This window comes from Burkholderia lata (assembly GCF_902499025.1).
GTDB lineage: Bacteria > Pseudomonadota > Gammaproteobacteria > Burkholderiales > Burkholderiaceae > Burkholderia > Burkholderia lata_C.
The window spans coordinates 256,473-272,576 of the sequence record NZ_CABVPW010000002.1; the positions used below are offsets into that span (position 1 = coordinate 256,473).

The 16,104-nt window shown below is 69.3% G+C and carries 12 protein-coding genes; 10 read left to right on the forward strand and 2 right to left on the reverse strand.

From position 1 onward, the window contains the following. Positions 1-41: 41 nt before the first annotated feature. The 4 genes from BDI24065_RS02740 (at position 42) to BDI24065_RS02755 (ending at position 5,088) form a co-directional block, all read left to right on the forward strand. A complete protein-coding gene (locus BDI24065_RS02740; protein ID WP_175029910.1) occupies positions 42-1,448 on the forward strand; it encodes a D-arabinono-1,4-lactone oxidase in 1,407 nt (468 codons plus the stop codon). Further along, positions 1,445-2,635, forward strand: a complete 1,191-nt coding sequence (locus tag BDI24065_RS02745) for an MFS transporter (protein ID WP_175029911.1) — start codon at positions 1,445-1,447, stop codon at positions 2,633-2,635. Before BDI24065_RS02740 ends, BDI24065_RS02745 begins: the two co-directional genes overlap by 4 nt. Positions 2,636-2,771: 136 nt before the next feature. After that, the gene (locus BDI24065_RS02750) at positions 2,772-3,968 is read left to right on the forward strand and encodes a porin (protein ID WP_175029912.1); all 1,197 of its coding nucleotides are present in this window, start codon (positions 2,772-2,774) and stop codon (positions 3,966-3,968) included. A gap of 100 nt (positions 3,969-4,068) precedes the next feature. Further along, positions 4,069-5,088 carry an AraC family transcriptional regulator gene (locus BDI24065_RS02755; RefSeq protein WP_175029913.1) on the forward strand — a complete coding sequence of 340 codons (1,020 nt, stop codon included), beginning with the start codon at positions 4,069-4,071 and terminating at the stop codon, positions 5,086-5,088. Positions 5,089-5,115: 27 nt separating this feature from the next. Here the strand turns inward: BDI24065_RS02755 and BDI24065_RS02760 are convergent, their stop codons facing one another. Together BDI24065_RS02760 and BDI24065_RS02765 are read right to left on the reverse strand one after the other, a co-directional pair. Continuing rightward, entirely contained in the window at positions 5,116-6,387 is a 1,272-nt protein-coding gene (locus tag BDI24065_RS02760; RefSeq protein ID WP_175029914.1) for a Zn-dependent hydrolase, read from the reverse strand. After that, on the reverse strand, positions 6,384-7,769 hold the full coding sequence (locus BDI24065_RS02765; RefSeq protein ID WP_175029915.1) for a dihydroorotase: 1,386 nt from the start codon (positions 7,767-7,769) through the stop codon (positions 6,384-6,386). Before BDI24065_RS02765 ends, BDI24065_RS02760 begins: the two co-directional genes overlap by 4 nt. A 99-nt stretch (positions 7,770-7,868) precedes the next feature. On the opposite strand from BDI24065_RS02765, the gene BDI24065_RS02770 reads away from it, so the two are divergent. The 6 genes from BDI24065_RS02770 to BDI24065_RS02795 all read left to right on the forward strand — a co-directional run bounded on the left by BDI24065_RS02770 (position 7,869) and on the right by BDI24065_RS02795 (position 16,038). Then, positions 7,869-8,759 (forward strand): LysR family transcriptional regulator, encoded by an 891-nt coding sequence (locus BDI24065_RS02770; RefSeq protein WP_011356603.1) that lies wholly within the window; start codon positions 7,869-7,871, stop codon positions 8,757-8,759. A 260-nt stretch (positions 8,760-9,019) separates the two neighbouring features. Next, positions 9,020-10,111, forward strand: a complete 1,092-nt coding sequence (locus BDI24065_RS02775) for a DUF917 domain-containing protein (RefSeq protein ID WP_175029916.1) — start codon at positions 9,020-9,022, stop codon at positions 10,109-10,111. A 12-nt stretch (positions 10,112-10,123) separates the two neighbouring features. Beyond that, entirely contained in the window at positions 10,124-11,767 is a 1,644-nt protein-coding gene (locus BDI24065_RS02780; protein ID WP_175029917.1) for a urocanate hydratase, read from the forward strand. A 36-nt stretch (positions 11,768-11,803) separates the two neighbouring features. Beyond that, positions 11,804-13,126: an MFS transporter gene (locus BDI24065_RS02785; RefSeq protein WP_175029918.1), complete on the forward strand. Its 1,323-nt coding sequence runs from the start codon at positions 11,804-11,806 to the stop codon at positions 13,124-13,126. A gap of 17 nt (positions 13,127-13,143) precedes the next feature. Continuing rightward, positions 13,144-14,778 carry an HAL/PAL/TAL family ammonia-lyase gene (locus tag BDI24065_RS02790; protein ID WP_175029919.1) on the forward strand — a complete coding sequence of 545 codons (1,635 nt, stop codon included), beginning with the start codon at positions 13,144-13,146 and terminating at the stop codon, positions 14,776-14,778. A 159-nt stretch (positions 14,779-14,937) separates the two neighbouring features. Then, positions 14,938-16,038 (forward strand): porin, encoded by a 1,101-nt coding sequence (locus tag BDI24065_RS02795; protein WP_175029920.1) that lies wholly within the window; start codon positions 14,938-14,940, stop codon positions 16,036-16,038. The last annotated feature ends 66 nt before the right edge of the window (positions 16,039-16,104 follow it).

Below are 16,104 nucleotides of genomic sequence, written 5' to 3' on the forward strand. Positions count from 1 at the left end.
CCCGCTCGATCCATTCAAACGACAACCACGGAGACAAAGCCATGTGGCGCAACTGGTCGGGATATGTCTGCAGTCCTGATGCAACCGTGTCGACGCCTGCGTCGCACGCGGGGCTCGCGGCGGTGCTGCGCGACGCGGCGGCGGCCGGCGCCACCGTGCGCGCGGCCGGCGCCGGTCATTCGTTCTCGCCGCTCGTGCAGACCGACGACGTGATCCTGTCGCTCGACGCGATGCAGGGCGTGATCGACGTCGACCGCGACCGGCGCGTCGCGCGCGTGCATGCCGGCACGCGGCTGTGGGCGCTGGGCCCGGCGCTCGCCGCGCACGGCCTCGCGATGGAGAACCTCGGCGACATCAACGTGCAGTCGATCGCCGGCGCGACCAGCACCGGCACGCACGGTACCGGCATCACGCTCGGCAACCTGTCGACGCAGATCGACAGCCTGACCTTCATGTGCGCGGACGGCAGCGAGATCCGCGCGAGCGCCGACACGCATCCCGAGCTGTTCGCGGGCGGCCGGGTCGGGCTCGGCGCGCTCGGCGTGCTGACCGAGATCGGCCTGCGCCTCGTGCCCGCGTTCAAGCTGCGCCTCGAGCGCGGCGGCATGCAGCTCGACGACTGCCTCGCGCAAGCGGACGCGTTGATCGCGAAGCATCGCTCGTTCGAGTTCTACTGGTTCCCGCATACGGACACCGTGCTGACCAAGGCGTGGGACATGACCGACGAGCCGGCCGACTCGGTGCACTGGGCAAGCCGCGCGTCCGAGTCGTTCCTCGAGAACACGGTGTTCGGCGCGCTGTGCGGGCTCGGCCGGCGCGTGCCGTCGCTGTGCCCGGCGCTGAGCCGGCTGTGTGCGTCGACCGTGTCGGCCGGCCGGCACGTGGATGCGAGCTACGCGATGCTGTCGACGGTGCGCCGCGTGCGCTTCAACGAAATGGAATGGTCGGTGCCGGCCGAACGCGGCGCCGACGCGCTGCGCGAGATCCGCGCATTCATCGCGCGCCGCAGCTTCCCGCTGATGTTCCCGATCGAATACCGCTGGGTGCGCGGCGACGATATCTGGCTGAGCCCCGACTACGGCCGCGACAGCGTGCGCATCTCGGTGCACCAGTATCGCGGGATGCCGTTCGACGCGTACTTCTCGGGCGTGCAGGCGATCTGCCGCAATCACGGCGGGCGGCCGCACTGGGGCAAGGTGCATGCGATGAAGGCCGCCGAGCTGGCGGCATGCTACCCGCACTGGGACGATTTCCTCGCGCTGCGTGAACGGATGGACCCGCACGGCCGCTTCCTGACGCCGTACCTGCGCACGCTGTTCGGCCTGCCGCAACACGCGAGCGCAGCCGCCACCGCTCGCATCACGTCCGCCCGCCGAGGGACACCCCAGATGCACGAAACGGCCGGCATCGCACAAGACCGGCCGCGATCCAACCAGGAGGCCTCATGAGCACAGCCACCCTGCATGCCGCCGCGCAGTCGCGCCCCGATCCGTCGACCGGCGCCGTCGTCCGTCTCGCGCTCGCGTTCGCGGCGGCCACCAACGGCCTGATCCTGTCGCCGTTTCTCGTCGCGGCCGTGATGACGCGCTTCCGGCTCGACGAAGGCACCGCGACCGCGCTCGTCAGTGCCGAGATCCTCGGCATCGCGATCAGTTGCGCATTGCTGTCGCACCGGATCGCGCGCGCCGCGCGGCCGTTCACGCTGGCCGGCCTGGTCGGCACGATCGCCGGGCAGGCGCTCAGCGCGGTCGCGCCCGGCATCGTGTCCGCGGCGGTCGCGCGCGGGATGACGGGGCTGTTCGAAGGGATGCTGTTCGTCGTCGTCGCGTCCGGCGTGTCGCAGCGCGCGTCGACCGACCGCCTGTGGGGGCAAATCAACCTGCTCGCGGGCATCATCAACGGCGGCATCCTCGTGCTGATCTCCGCGATGCCGGCCGGCTGGCTCGGGCACTGGGTGTTCGCGCTGCTGGCGGCCGTCGTCGCCGTGCTGGCGCCCGCGATCCGCGGCATCGACGCATTGGCGAGCGCACCCGCGCAGACCCACGTGCGCGCCGGCGCGCTGCCGTGGCGGCCGGTCATCGCGATCTGGGTCGTGACCGCGCTCGTGTACGGCGTGCAGGCATCGCAATGGGCGATCGCCGGCTTCGTCGGCGAGCGTGCCGGGCTGTCGCCGACGACGATCGGCGTGCTGCTGTCGGTGTCGTCGCTGCTCGGCTTCGTCGGCGCGGCGATTCCGTCGCATCCGGCCAGCCACCCGCACCGCCTCGCGCTGATCTGGACCGCGCAGCTCGCGATGATCGCGTCGATCGAATGGTTCTTCAGCGCGCGCGGCGGCAGCGCGTACTTCCTGAGCCAGTTCGTGCTGAACAGCGCGTTCTTCGTGATCGTGCCGTTCCTCACCGGCATGCTGTCCGACGTCGACCCCGACGGCTCGCTGGTCGCGCGCACGCTCGTCGTCACGTTCTTCGCGGCCGGCATCGGCACCGCGCTGTCGGGCGCGCTGCTCGGCCGCTTCGGCGGCACGCGCGTCGCCCACGTGCTGTGCGTGGCCGTGCTGGCCGCCGCCCCGTTCGTGCGGCTCGCGCTGCGCCGCGCGGCGCCCGGTGCGGTGGCCAGCGCGACGCCGGCGCCCTGACCGCAGTGCGTCACGCCGTGGCCGCGACGCACCACGAGAATGGCCGCCGCGGCCTTGGCCCGTGCAAATTTGGCTTTCTACATTCGTTCCCGACGGTGCGAACCGTCTGCCCCCTGTCGATGCGGAGTCCAGAACAATGAGTCGTCACGATAGCGTTCGCGCCGCGTGCTGCGCGATGATGATCCTGGCAGTTACCGGCGCGCACGCGCAAAGCAACGTGACGCTGTACGGCGTGATCGACGCGGGCATCCGCTACGAAACGCACGGCGTGTCCTACGGCGCCGACGGCTCGCCGGTATCGACAGGCCGCAAGATCTCGATGGCGGACGGTGGCGGCCTGACGGAAAGCTACTGGGGCCTCAAGGGGCAGGAGGATCTCGGCGGCGGGCTGTCCGCGCAGTTCAACGTGGAAAGCCACTTCGGCCCCAACAGCGGCGCGATCGTGCCGGCCGGCTCGCCGAACTTCTTCCAGGTCGCGTTCGTCGGGCTCACGTCGACGTCGCTCGGCCAGCTCACGCTCGGCCGCCAGTACAACGTGCCGTTCGAGATGGTGTCGCTGACCTACGGCTCGAACCTGTGGGCCGGCCCGCAGGATCCGTACTTCAACCTGTTCAAGCCGGAGCAGACGATGCTCGCGGGCGCGCGCACCAGCAACATGATCCAGTACGGCGCGCAGCTCGGCAGCCTGTACCTGCTCGCGCAGTATGCGCCGGGCGGCCATGCGGGCGGCGGCGTGCTCGGCAGCCAGGCCGGCGCGGCGATCGCGTATGCGCCGGACAAGGGGCCGTTTACGGTCGGCGCGTCGTTCATGCGCAGCTGGGACGACGTCACGCACGCGAAATTCGACATCTATGGCGGCGGCGGCTCCGTCACGCTCGGCAACGCGACCGTCAACGCCGGCTATATCGAGAACGCGCGCGACAACGACTTCACGTCGTTCGAGAACGGCCCGTTCAGCCCGACCGATCTCGCCGCGCTCGGCATCATCTCGCCCGCGCAGGTGGTCGATCCGTCGACACCCGGCGGGTTCCGGCGCCGCAAGATGGCGCTCGCGGGGCTGACCTACCGGTTCACGTCGGCGTTCACGGCCGCCGTCAACGCGTGGTGGACCACGCAGTCGGGCTACACGCCGGACTTCGACGGCCGCGCGCGCCAGTTCCAGGTGATCGCCGGCTACAGCCTGTCGAAGCGCAGCATGCTCTATGCGGAAGTCGACTACGCGATCTATCGCGGCGGCCTGACCGGCGCGCAGCTGGTCGGCGTGAACGGGCAGGCGCCGAGCACGAGCACCACGCAGCTCGGCGCGACGGTCGGCCTGCGCCACTACTTCTGAAGCGGGGCCGCACAGGATGTGGGCAATCGTGGCCGGGGAGGCACCGGGTTTCCGGCCGGGCGGGACGAGTACAATCCATGGAAAAAAATACGGAGCATCCATGGACGAACCCGACCGTTATACGACGGCGAATCTGCCGGTCCATCTGTTGCGGTGCCTCGCGGAGACAAGCAAGGAACTGGGCATCGACCCCACGCGGCTGTGCCTGGGGCTCGGCTTCGACGTCGCGGACCTGTCGAATCCGTCGTGCCGGATTTCCTTGCGTCAGGCGAGCACGATGATCCGCCGCGCGCTCGAAATGGCGCCGGGGCGGGCGCTCGGCCTCGAACTCGGCACGAGCGAGACGATCGCGTCGATCGGCCTGGTCGGCTACGCGATGCTGACGAGCCCGACGCTGAAGGACGCGATCTCGGTCGGGATGGAACTGCAGCGCCATACGGGGCCGCTGTTGCGCTTCGACGTGACGTCGGATGCGCGCACGCTGTCGATCCGCGCGACCAACGTCTTCCTCGAACCCGACATCGAGGCGTTTCTCGTCGAGGAAGCGTTCGGCAGCTTCATGAAGATCGGGCGCTCGCTCGTCGGCCCCGCGTTCCAGCCGAAGGTCGTCGACCTCAGCTACCCGCCGCCGGCCTATGCGGAGCAATACGCGCGCGTGTTCCCGTGCCCGGTGCGGTTCGAACAGGAGCAGAACCTGTTCTCATGCGACGCCGCGCTCGGCAACCGCCCGATCGCGACCCACGATCCGCTCGCGCATCGCCAGACGCTCGAATTCCTGCAGGACGCGCTGCCGCCCGAACCCGAAGGCACCGAATTTCTCGAATCGATCGAACGGATCATGCGGCGCGACCTGCGCCATGCGCCGTCGCTCGCGGCGATCGCCGCGCAACTGTGCATGAGCGAGCGCACGCTGCGGCGGCGGCTGACCGACCAGGGCGTGTCGTATCAAACGGTGATCGACACGATCCGCAGGAAGCGCGCGTTCACGCTGCTGAGCAACCCGCGGCTGTCGATCGAGGACGTCGCGCATGAAGTCGGGTTCAGCGATGCGCACAACTTCCGGCGCGCGTTCAAGCGGTGGACGGGTCACGGGCCGCGCGAAGGGCAGCGCACGGCATAGCGCCCCCGCCGCGCGCGCCGGCCGCCGTTACGCCGCGCCCGCGAGCGAACGATCGAGTGCAACGAGCGTTTGATACAGCACGCGCGTGCCGTCGAGCAGCTGCTGCGGCTCGATCCATTCTTCCGGGCAATGGCTGCGGCCGCCCAGGCACGGAATGAAGATCATCCCGATCGGCCCGGTCGGCGCGACGTACACGGCATCGTGCCCCGCGCCGCTCGGCAGCCGCATGCTCGGATAGCCGAGCTGCGTGGCCGCCTGCTCGACCGCGTCCATCACGAGCGGCTGGCAATCGGTCGGTCGCGCGCGGCTCACGTGCTCCGCGCGCGCGCTCAACCGCAACGCATCGAGCCGCGCGGCCGCACCGGCCAGCAGCGCCTCGGGGAAAGCGTCGAGCACCGCATCGCTGTCGCTGCGCACTTCGAGCATTAGCTCGACGTGCCCCGGCACCGCGTTCGGCACGTTTGGCGTCATCGCGATCCGCCCGATCGTCGCCACGACGTAGTGCGGCTTGCCCGACAGCGCCGACGCGCGCGCATGCGCGGCCTCGATCAGGTGCGCGGCGCCGACCAGCGCGTCGCGGCGGATGTCCATCGGCGTCGTGCCCGCATGGTCGGGCTGCCCGGTCACGGTGATCAGCACGCGCCGGATGCCGACGATGTTGGTCACGACGCCGATCGGCAAGCCGCGCGTCTCCAGCACCGGACCCTGTTCGATATGCAGCTCGACGAACGCCGCCGTGGTGCCCGGCGCGCGCAGCGGTTCGCGCAGCGCGTCCGGATTGCCGCCGATGCGGCGCAGCGCTTCGGCGAGCGTTTCGCCTTCCGCATTCGTCGCGCGCAGCATGCCGGCGTCGAGCACGCCCGACAGCGCACGGCTGCCGACGCACGAGATGCCGTAGTCGCTCGGTTCTTCGGACAGGAAGTCGATCACCTCGAACGGATGGTCGAGCACGATCCCCTGCTCGTTCAGCGTATGCGCGACCTCGATGCCCGCGAGCACGCCGATGATCCCGTCGAAGCGGCCGCCGCCGACCACCGTGTCGCAGTGCGACCCCGTGACGAGCGGCTTCGTGCAGCGGCCGCTGCCTTCGCGGCGGCCGATCAGGTTGCCGCCCGCGTCCATCGACACAGTCAGGCCGGCTTCGGCGAACTGCGCGGCGAGCCATGCACGCGCTTCGGTGAAGAGCGGCGAAAACGCGCGGCGCGTCCACGGGACGTCGGGCCGCGTGAAGCGCGCCAGTTGCTCGACGCGCGCGTTCAGGCGTTCGGCATTCAGCGGCGGGAAAGGTGTCGGATTCATGCGTGCTCCTGTTGCGTGGCGATCGACCGGCTGCCGTGCGGCTTGAGGAAGCGACCCGAGCCTGCCGGATTGACGATGCGCTCGCCGTCGTACACGAGCGCGCCGCGGCAGTACGTGGCGGCGATCCGCACCGTGAATTCCATTCCTTCGAACGCGCTCCACTGCACGGCCGACAGGCTGCGCGACGGATCGAACGCGTAGCGTTCCGGCGTGAGGATCACGAAATCCGCGTCGGCGCCGACGTCGAGCGATCCCTTGCGGTCATCAAGCAGGAAATGCCGCGCCGGGTTCGTCGCGAGCAGTTCGGCCACCCGCGTCGGCGCGATGCCATGCTGTTCGCAGCCGGTCCAGAACGCCGGCAGCAGCGTTTCGAGCCCCGGGCCGCCCGATGCATTGCGGAACACGTTCGGGTCGCCCTTGCGTTCGAGCCCCCAGCTCACGTGATCCGACGACACGAACGTGCATTCGCCGCGCGCGATATGCGTCCACAGCAGATCCTGCTCGGCGCGCGGCCGGATCGGCGGGTAGTGCTTGGTCTTCGCGCCGAAGCGTTTCGTGTGCGTTTCGTGGTCGAGCATCAGGTACTGCACGCAGGTCTCGATGCTCGCGCGATGGCCGGCCTGCCGGAACATGTTGCACAGCTCGAAGCCGCGCGACGTCGACACGTGCACCGCGTGCGCGCGGGCGCCCGTCTCCGCGCCGATCTCGTAGATCAGCGCGGTCGCGAGATTCTCGATCAGCGGCGGATGCGCGCGCAGGAAGGCGTCCCAGCCCGTGTCGCCGGCCTCGATCATCCGCGCGACATTCTTGCGCGTCATGTCCTGCATCTGGTTGTGCACGCCGCACGCGAGGCCCGACGGCGCGATCAGCCGGAACGCGTCGTACAGCACGTCCTCCTCGACGCGCGGGAACCGGCCGGGCGTCGCCTCGAACGTCGAGAACTTGAACGCGCACACGCCGCCGTCGATCAGCCCGGCCGCCGCGTCGAGGCCGTGCTTCGCGTTGAGCGTGCCGTACAGCGCGACGTCGACGTGGCAATCGCGCTCGGCTTCCGCGATCTTGCGGTCGAGCTGCGCGCGCGACGCGACCGGCTCCGGATCGTCGTACGGCATGTCGACCATCACCGTCACGCCCCCGGCGGCAGCCGCACGCGACGCGTGACCGAGCCCCTCCTGGTTCGCCTGGCTGGCCGCATGCACCTGCCCGTCGACGACGCCCGGCAGCACCCACTGCCCGCGCACATCGATCGTGTCGCGCGCCGCCGGCGGCACACCCGTGCCACGCGCGGCGATCCGCCCGTCCCTGATCGCGAGCCAGCCGTCGTCGGCCACCTCGCGCGCATCGACCAACCGGCCGCGCACCACCTGTTCGAATTCGCTCATCTGCGCCTCGCGCTTTTTTGATCACGAGCAGTTTAGGCAGCGCTCTGCCAGAATGTCTCATGCCGATTTATCACCCCCACATAACATGGAGTTAAGGCTGTGCGTCTGAACCTGCGCCAGATCGAGGTGTTTCGCGCCATCATGCTGACCGGCTCGATCAGCGGCGCCGCGAAGCTGCTGCACGTCTCGCAGCCGGCTGTCTCGCGGCTCATTTCGTATGCCGAGCAGCGGCTCGGCCTCGCGCTGTTCGAGCGCATCAAGGGGCGGCTCTACCCGACGCCGGAAGCGCAGCGGCTGTTCGTCGAAGTGAATGCGGTGTACCAGGGCGTGCAGCGCGTCAACGAAATCGCGGAAGACCTGATCGAGAACCGGATGGGCCACCTGCGCATCGCGTGCAGCCCCAATCTCGGGCAGTCGCTGCTGCCGCGCGCGATCGCCGCGTTCTACGAACGCTTTCCCGACGTGCGCATCATCCTGCACACGATGATCCCGAGCGTGCTGCTGCAGGCGGTGCTCACGCAGCAGGTCGAGCTCGGTATCGCGTTCCTGCAGGACACGCACCCGAACGTCGAAAGCCAGCGCCTCTATGAAAACCGGATGGTCGCGGCGGTGCCCGCGTCGCATCCGTTCGCGCGCCGCAAGACGCTGGCCGTGCGCGATCTCGCGGACCAGCCGCTGATCGGCTATGGCAGCGACATCCCGCTCGGGCAACTGGTGCGGCGGCTGTTCAGCGACGAAGGGCTCGTGCCGCAGGTCAAGATCGAGGTGCAGCAGGCGCACGTCGCATGCGCGCTCGCGCAGGCCGGCACCGGCATCGCGCTGATCGACGAGCTGACGGTCGCGGGGCCCGTGTGGCCGCAGATCGTCGTGAAGCCGATCGTGCCGACCATTGCCGCGCCGGTCAGCGTGCTGCACCCCGTGCTGGCACCGCTGTCGCGCCTCGCGCACGAGTTCATCGACACGCTGCACGCGCTCTCCGCCCCCGCGTGAATTGCGTTGCCCGAACAGGCTGAAACCGTTATCCGGCCTGCGTTTCCGCGCGGTACCGGCGGCGGCGGATTGCGCCGTTCGCCAACCGTCGTTCGAGCGTCACCGGGATTACCCTACGCTTAACATCGCGTTATGAAGTCTCCATAAAATAGCAATAACGCTCAATATTCGGCGTCCCTAGAATCGTTTGGACAGTACCGCCACACAAGGCTTTCCGGCCGGCGCGTACAGCCCTTTTTCCCTCTCAGGACAAACGACACATGGGACGCATTCTGTCTTCGAAGGACGTCGAAGCCGCCGTCAAGGGCGGTTCGGTTTTCGCATGCGGCGGTGGCGGCTGGGCCGACCACGGCCGTGAACTCGGCACGCTCGCGGTCACGATCGGCCGCCCCGAACTGGTGACCATCGACGAGTTGCCGGACGACGCGTGGATCGCCACGGCCGCCGCGATCGGCGCACCGGGCGGCCTCACCGACTGGCAGATGCTCGGCGCCGATTACGTGAAGGCCGCGCAGCTCGTGCAGGATGCGCTCGGCGCGCCGCTCGCGGGGCTCATCATCGGGCAGAACGGCATGTCGAGCACGCTGAACGCGTGGCTGCCGTCCGCGCTGCTCGGCACCAAGGTGGTCGACGCGGTGGGCGACATCCGTGCGCATCCGACCGGCGACATGGGCTCGCTCGGGCTCGCATCGAGCACGGCGCCGATGATCCAGGCGGCGGCCGGCGGCAACCGCGAACACCATGCGTACATGGAAGTGGTCGTGCGCGGCGCAACCGCGAAAGTGTCGCCGGTGCTGCGCAAGGCGGCCGACATGGCCGGCGGCTTCATCGCGAGCTGCCGCAACCCGATTCGCGCATCGTACGTGCGCCAGCATGCGGCGCTCGGCGGCATCAGCCGCGCGCTCGCGCTCGGCGAAGCGATCATCGACGCCGAGCGGCGCGGCGGCAGCGCGGTGATCGATGCGATCTGCGCGGCCACGCAAGGCGAGATCATCGCGAGCGGCAAGGTCGAGCGCAATACGCTCGAATACACGCGCGAAGCGTTCGACGTCGGCCTCGTCTATCTCGGCAGCGGCGCACAGCGCGCGGTCATTCACGTGATGAACGAACACATGGCGGTGGACGATGCGCACGGCGAGCGGATCGCGACCTACCCGGACGTGATCACGACGCTCGATGCCGAAGGCCGCCCCGTCAGTGCGGGCCAGTTGAAGGAAGGGATGGAGATCCACGTGCTGCGGGTGGCGAAGGCGCACATTCCGCTGTCGTCGTCGGTGTTCGATCCCGCGGTGTATCCGCCGGTCGAAGCCGCGCTCGGCATCTCGATCGCCGACTATGCGCTCGCACGCTGACCGGAGGGCACGATGACGAACCGCACCTTCGAAGTGACCTCGGGCACCACGCTGCGCTGCAAGGGCTGGCGCCAGGAAGCGCTGCTGCGCCTGCTCGAGAACGTGCTCGCCGTCGGCGAGGATCCCGACCGGCTGATCGTCTACGCGGCGCTCGGCCGCGCGGCGCGCGACTGGCCGTCGCACGACGCGATCGTGCGCACGCTGAAGACGATGGACGAGAACGAGACGCTCGTCGTGCAGTCCGGCAAGCCGGTCGCGCTGCTGCGCACGCATGCGAGCGCGCCGCTCGTCGTGATGGCGAACTGCAACCTGATCGGCCAGTGGGCGAAAGCCGAGCACTTCTACGAACTGGAACGGCGCAACCTGATCTGCTGGGGCGGGCTCACGGCCGGCGACTGGCAGTACATCGGCTCGCAAGGCGTGATCCAGGGCACCTACGAGATCTTCTCGCGGATCGCCGAGCGCCATTTCGACAACGACCTGCGCGGACGCTTCATCCTGACGGCCGGCCTCGGCGGGATGGGCGGCGCGCAGCCGCTCGCGGGCAGGATGGCGAACGCGGCGACGCTCGTCGTCGAGATCGACCAGACGCGCATCGACAAGCGGCTGCAGATCGGCTTCCTCGAACGGCAGGCGCGCGATCTCGACGAGGCGCTCGCGCTGATCCGCGACGCGCAGGCCCGGCGCGAACCGATCTCGGTCGGCCTGCTCGGCAATGCGGCCGACGTGTTCCCGGCGATCCTCGCGCGCGGCGTCGTGCCCGACATCGTCACCGATCAGACGGCCGCGCACGATCTCGTGTACGGCTACGTGCCGTCGGGCTACACGCTCGACGAGGTGCGCGCGCTGCGCGACAGCGACCGCACGAAGCTGATGGACGCGAGCCGCGCGTCGATCGTGCGGCACGTCGAAGCGATGCTCGGCTTCAAGGATCGCGGCGCGATCGTGTTCGACAACGGCAACCTGATCCGCACGCATGCGAAGGACGGTGGCGTGGCGCGCGCGTTCGAGATCCCGGTGTTCACCGAAGCGTTCCTGCGCCCGCTGTTCTGCCGCGCGATCGGCCCGTTCCGCTGGATCGCGCTGTCGAACGACCCGAACGACATCCGCCTCATCGACGACTACCTGCTCGAACACTTCCCGGACAACCGGATCGTCACGAACTGGATCCGCAAGGCGCGCGAATGCGTGCCGTTCGAAGGGCTGCCCGCACGCATCGCGTGGCTCGGCCACGGCGAGCGCACGCGGCTCGCGCTCGCGGTCAACGCGATGGTGCGCGACGGCGTGCTGGCCGGGCCGGTCGCATTCACCCGCGACCACCTCGACGCCGGTGCGATGGCGCACCCGAACATCATGACCGAGAACCTGCGCGACGGCTCCGACGCGGTGGCCGACTGGCCGCTGCTGAACGCGATGATGAGCTGTTCGTCGATGGCCGATCTCGTCGCGATCCATTCGGGCGGCGGCGGCTACAGCGGCTACATGACGAGCGCGGGCGTCACCGTCGTCGCCGACGGCAGCGCGGCCGCGAACGAGCGGCTGACGCTGTCGATGACCAACGACACCGCGCTCGGCGTGATCCGCTATGCGGACGCCGGCTACGAAGAAGCGCTCGACGAAGCGCAGCACAAGCAGATCCCGCACATCCGGCTGTAACGGCCGGCTCGCACGACGACAGGACAGGAGATCGAAGTGAAGCAAACCGCGGTTCCCCTCGACACGGCCGATGCCGTGTCGCCCCCTACCTCGAGTGCCGGGCGCGCGATCGCCGCGGCGTCGATCGGCAACGCGCTGGAGTGGTACGACTTTTCCGTGTACGCATTCTTTGCCGTGTATATCGCGCAGAACTTCTTCCATCGCGGCGACACGGGCACCGAGCTGGTCGAGGCGTTCATGGCGTTCGGGATCGGCTTCATCGCGCGGCCGCTCGGCGCGCTCGCGATCGGCGTGTACGGCGATCGCGCGGGACGCAAGGCCGCGCTGACGCTGACCATCCTCGTGATGGCGGCCGGCACCGGCATCATCGCGTTCGCGCCGCCGTACACGGCGATCGGCGTCGGCGCGCCGCTGCTGATCCTGTGCGGCCGCCTGCTGCAGGGCTTCTCGGCCGGCGGCGAAGTGGGCGGCGCGGCGGCGTTCCTGATCGAGCACGCGCCGGCTGACAAGAAGGGCCGCTACGCATCGTGGCTGCAGGCGAGCATGGCCGCGTCGAACATCCTCGGCGCGCTGGTCGCGACCGCCGTGACGCTCACGCTGTCGCGCGAACAGATCGGCGACTGGGGCTGGCGGATCCCGTTCATCCTCGGCCTCGCGATCGCGCCGGTCGGCCTGTGGCTGCGCAAGACGCTCGACGAAACGCCGCATTTCCGCGCGGAGATGGCGCGTGCCGCGCGTGCGCCGGCCGAACGCAAGGCGCCGCTGCTGCAGGTCGTGCGCGACTATCCGCGCGCGCTCGTGGTCGGCACCGGGTTCTCGGTGTTGTGGGCCGTGTGCGTGTATGCGCTGGTGATCTACATGCCGACCCACGTGCAGCGCGCGCTGCACTTCGACGGGCGCGACGCGTTCATCGCGTCGCTGGTCGGCAACTGCCTGATGGCCGTCACCTGCGTGTGCGCCGGGAGCTGGTCGGATCGCTTCGGCCGGCGCAAGGTGCTGACGGCCGGCGCCGTGCTGATGCTCGTGTCGGTGTATCCGCTGCTGCACTGGCTCGCCGACGTGCACACGCTCACCGCGCTGATCGTCGTGCAGAGCGCGTTCTGCGTGATGGTCGCGATCTTCACGGGCGTCGCGCCCGCCGCGCTGTCGGAGCTGTTCCCGACCCAGGTACGCGCGACCGGCATGTCGCTGTCCTACAACATCGCCACGACGATCTTCGGCGGCTTCGCACCGGCGATCCTCGCGTGGCTCACGCAACGATCCGGCAACCCGTTCGCGCCCGCCTGGTATGTGATGGTCGCGAGCGTCATCGCGCTCGCGTCGATCGCCGCGCTGTCTTCCACGTCACGTCACGCCTGAAATCGGAGAACTGCTTCATGCAACGCTTCCTCATGCGGAGCGCGATCGCGCTCGCGCTTTTCGCCGCCGTCCCGGCCTTCGCGGACGTCACGCTCGACGGCCGGTCCGTCACGCCCGAATCGATCGCACGCATCGCCGACGGCGAAGCCGTGTCGATCGCGCCGGCCGCCCGCCAGCGGGTCGTCGCCGCGCACGACGTGCTGCTGAAGGCCGCCGCGGCCGGCCAGCAGATCTACGGGCTGACGGTCGGCGTCGGCCTCAACAAGGACCGCGAGATGGTCGATGCGCACGGCAAGCTGAGCCAGGAGGTCATCGACGCGTCGACGCGCTTCAACATCGGGCTGATCCACGCGCACTCCGGCAGCGTCGGCCCCGACATGAGCGTGCGCGTGGCCCGCGCCGCGATGGCCGCCCGCCTGAACGCGATGCTCGACGGCGGCGCCGGCGTGCAGCCCGCGATCGTCGATGCGTACGCGCAGTTCCTCAATCGCGGCGTCACGCCCGCGATGCCGGCGGATGGCTCGATCGGCGAAGCCGACATCACGATCCTCAGCCACGTCGGCCTCGCGATGCTCGGCGAAGGCGACGTGTACTACCAGGGCCGCAAGCTCGCGGCCGCCGACGCGCTGAAGTCGGCCGGCATCGCGACGATTCGCCCGTACGGCAAGGACGCGCTTGCGATCCTCAGCTCCAACGCGTACTCGGCCGGGATGGGCGCGCTGGCGCTCACCGACATGGCGCGCCTCGCGCAGGTGTCAAAGGTCGTGTTCGCGCTGAGCCTGCAGGGGCTGAACGGCAATGTGTCGCCGTTCCGCGAGGACACGCTCGCGCTGCGGCCGTTCCCGGCCACGCTGCGCGCCGGCGCCGCACTGCGCACGCTGCTCGCGGGCAGCAGCCTGTGGAATCGCGATCCGGACCGGCCGCTGCAGGATCCGCTCAGCTTCCGTTCCGGCGTCTACCTGCTCGGCGAAGAGGATCGCACCCATGACGAAGCGCGTGCGCTGCTGCAGGTTCAGCTCAATTCGAGCGACGACAACCCGGGCGTCGCGGTAGGCGTCACGCCGAAGTCGAACCGCGCTCAGGATGCCGCCGGCTATGTCGACGGCGGCGGCGCGGTGTTGCCGAGCGCGAACTTCGAGCCGCTGCCGTGGGTGCTCGCGTTCGAACAGCTCGGGCTCGCGCTCGGCCACAACGCGCTGGCGTCCGCGCAGCGCATCGTCAAGCTGAACGATCCGCACCTCACCGGCCTCTCGCGCTTCCTCGGCACCGCGGACACCGTGCACGCGTTCGGCGCGATGGAAAAGCCGCCGACCGCGCTCGCGATGACGGTGAAGTCGCTCGCGATGCCCGTGTCGCTCGACTACCTGCCGGTCGCCGGCGGTATCGAGGACGTCGCGACGAATGCGCCCGACGTCGTGCAGCGCGTGCAGAAGCAGATCGATGCGAGCTACACGCTGCTCGGCCTCGAACTGATCGAGGCGGCGCAGGCGATCGACCTGCGCCAGCGCAAGCAGCCGTCGTTCACGCTCGCGCCGGCCACGCAGCCGCTGTACCGCGCACTGCGCGCGAAGGTCGCGTTCCTCCAGAGCGACCGCCCGCTCACGCCCGACTTCCGCGCCGCCGATGCACTGCTGCGCGCGTATCGCGACTGAGCGGCGCACCGCCCTTCCTTCGTCTCACCCGTTAGCTGCCGCACCCGCCGCCGCGATCGCCGTTCGATCGCGGCGCGGGGCGCTTCCGTACCGATCCGCACGCAACCGGATCCAACCACCGCTCGCCGCCTTTCAACCACCCCGCACCGGAACACCATCATGAAAAAAATCCTGTTCGCGCTGCCGCTCGCCGCGGCCGCTACCGCCCACGCGCAAAGCAGCGTCACGCTGTACGGCATCGTCGAGGATGGCGTCGACTACGTGTCCAACGTGCAGGGCAAGCATCTCGTGCAGCTCGCGTCGGGCGTGACGGCCGGCAGCCGCTGGGGCGTGCGCGGCACCGAGGATCTCGGCGGCGGCCTGAGCGCGATCTTCCGGCTCGAAAGCGGCTTCGACCTCAACTCCGGCCGCCTCGGCAGCGGGCTCGCGTTCTCGCGCAATGCGTACGTCGGCCTGAACGACACGAAGCTCGGCACGCTCACGCTCGGCCGCCAGTGGGATTCGATCGTCGACTACGTCGAGCCGTTCACGCTGAACGGCAACATCGGCGGCTATTACTTCGCGCACCCGAACGACATGGACAACACCGACAACGGCTTCCCGATCTCGAACGCGGTGAAGTACCGCAGCCCGACGATCGCGGGCATCACGTTCGGCGGCCTCTATGCATTCGGCGGGCAACCGGGCCGCTTCTCGGACAACGCGACGTTCAGCGTCGGCGCGAGCTACGCGGCGGGGCCGGTCGGCTTCGGCATCGGCTATCTGCGGATCAACAACCCGGGCGTGTCGACGCAGGGCTACCAGAACTATCCGGGCTTCACGAACGCGATCTACGGCAACTACCTCGATGCGGCGCGCGCGCAGAAGGTGTTCGGCGTGGGCGCGTCGTACCAGGTCGTGCAGTGGCTCAAGGTGCTGGCCGACTTCACGAACACGAACTTCCAGCAAGGCAGCGCGGGGCACGACGCGACGTTCCAGAACTACGAGCTGTCGACGCTGGTCACGCCGACGCCGGCCGTGACGGTGGGCGCCGGCTATACGTACACGACGGGCCGCGACCACGCGACGAACGCGGAGCCGAAGTATCACCAGTTCAACCTGAGCGTCGAATACGCGCTGTCCAAGCGCACCAGCGTCTACGTGATGGGGGCATTCCAGAAGGCGGCCGGTGACGCGCCGGTCGCGCAGATCGCGGGCTTCAATCCGTCGGGCAACCAGAAGCAGGCGGTGGGCCGCGCGGGTATCCGCCACGCGTTCTGACGTTCGCGATGGCTGACGGTCAGGCGTAGCGCCTGCCGTCAGTCGTTCGGCAAACGCCGCGAAGCA

What these genes read in the sequence shown, in the direction of transcription:
- BDI24065_RS02740 (WP_175029910.1), top strand. Translation starts at nt 42, where the DNA reads ATGTGGCGCAACTGGTCGGGATATGTCTGCAGTCCTGATGCAACCGTG.
- BDI24065_RS02745 (WP_175029911.1), top strand. Translation starts at nt 1,445, where the DNA reads ATGAGCACAGCCACCCTGCATGCCGCCGCGCAGTCGCGCCCCGATCCG.
- BDI24065_RS02750 (WP_175029912.1), top strand. Translation starts at nt 2,772, where the DNA reads ATGAGTCGTCACGATAGCGTTCGCGCCGCGTGCTGCGCGATGATGATC.
- BDI24065_RS02755 (WP_175029913.1), top strand. Translation starts at nt 4,069, where the DNA reads ATGGACGAACCCGACCGTTATACGACGGCGAATCTGCCGGTCCATCTG.
- BDI24065_RS02760 (WP_175029914.1), bottom strand. Translation starts at nt 6,387, where the DNA reads ATGAATCCGACACCTTTCCCGCCGCTGAATGCCGAACGCCTGAACGCG.
- BDI24065_RS02765 (WP_175029915.1), bottom strand. Translation starts at nt 7,769, where the DNA reads ATGAGCGAATTCGAACAGGTGGTGCGCGGCCGGTTGGTCGATGCGCGC.
- BDI24065_RS02775 (WP_175029916.1), top strand. Translation starts at nt 9,020, where the DNA reads ATGGGACGCATTCTGTCTTCGAAGGACGTCGAAGCCGCCGTCAAGGGC.
- BDI24065_RS02780 (WP_175029917.1), top strand. Translation starts at nt 10,124, where the DNA reads ATGACGAACCGCACCTTCGAAGTGACCTCGGGCACCACGCTGCGCTGC.
- BDI24065_RS02790 (WP_175029919.1), top strand. Translation starts at nt 13,144, where the DNA reads ATGCAACGCTTCCTCATGCGGAGCGCGATCGCGCTCGCGCTTTTCGCC.
- BDI24065_RS02795 (WP_175029920.1), top strand. Translation starts at nt 14,938, where the DNA reads ATGAAAAAAATCCTGTTCGCGCTGCCGCTCGCCGCGGCCGCTACCGCC.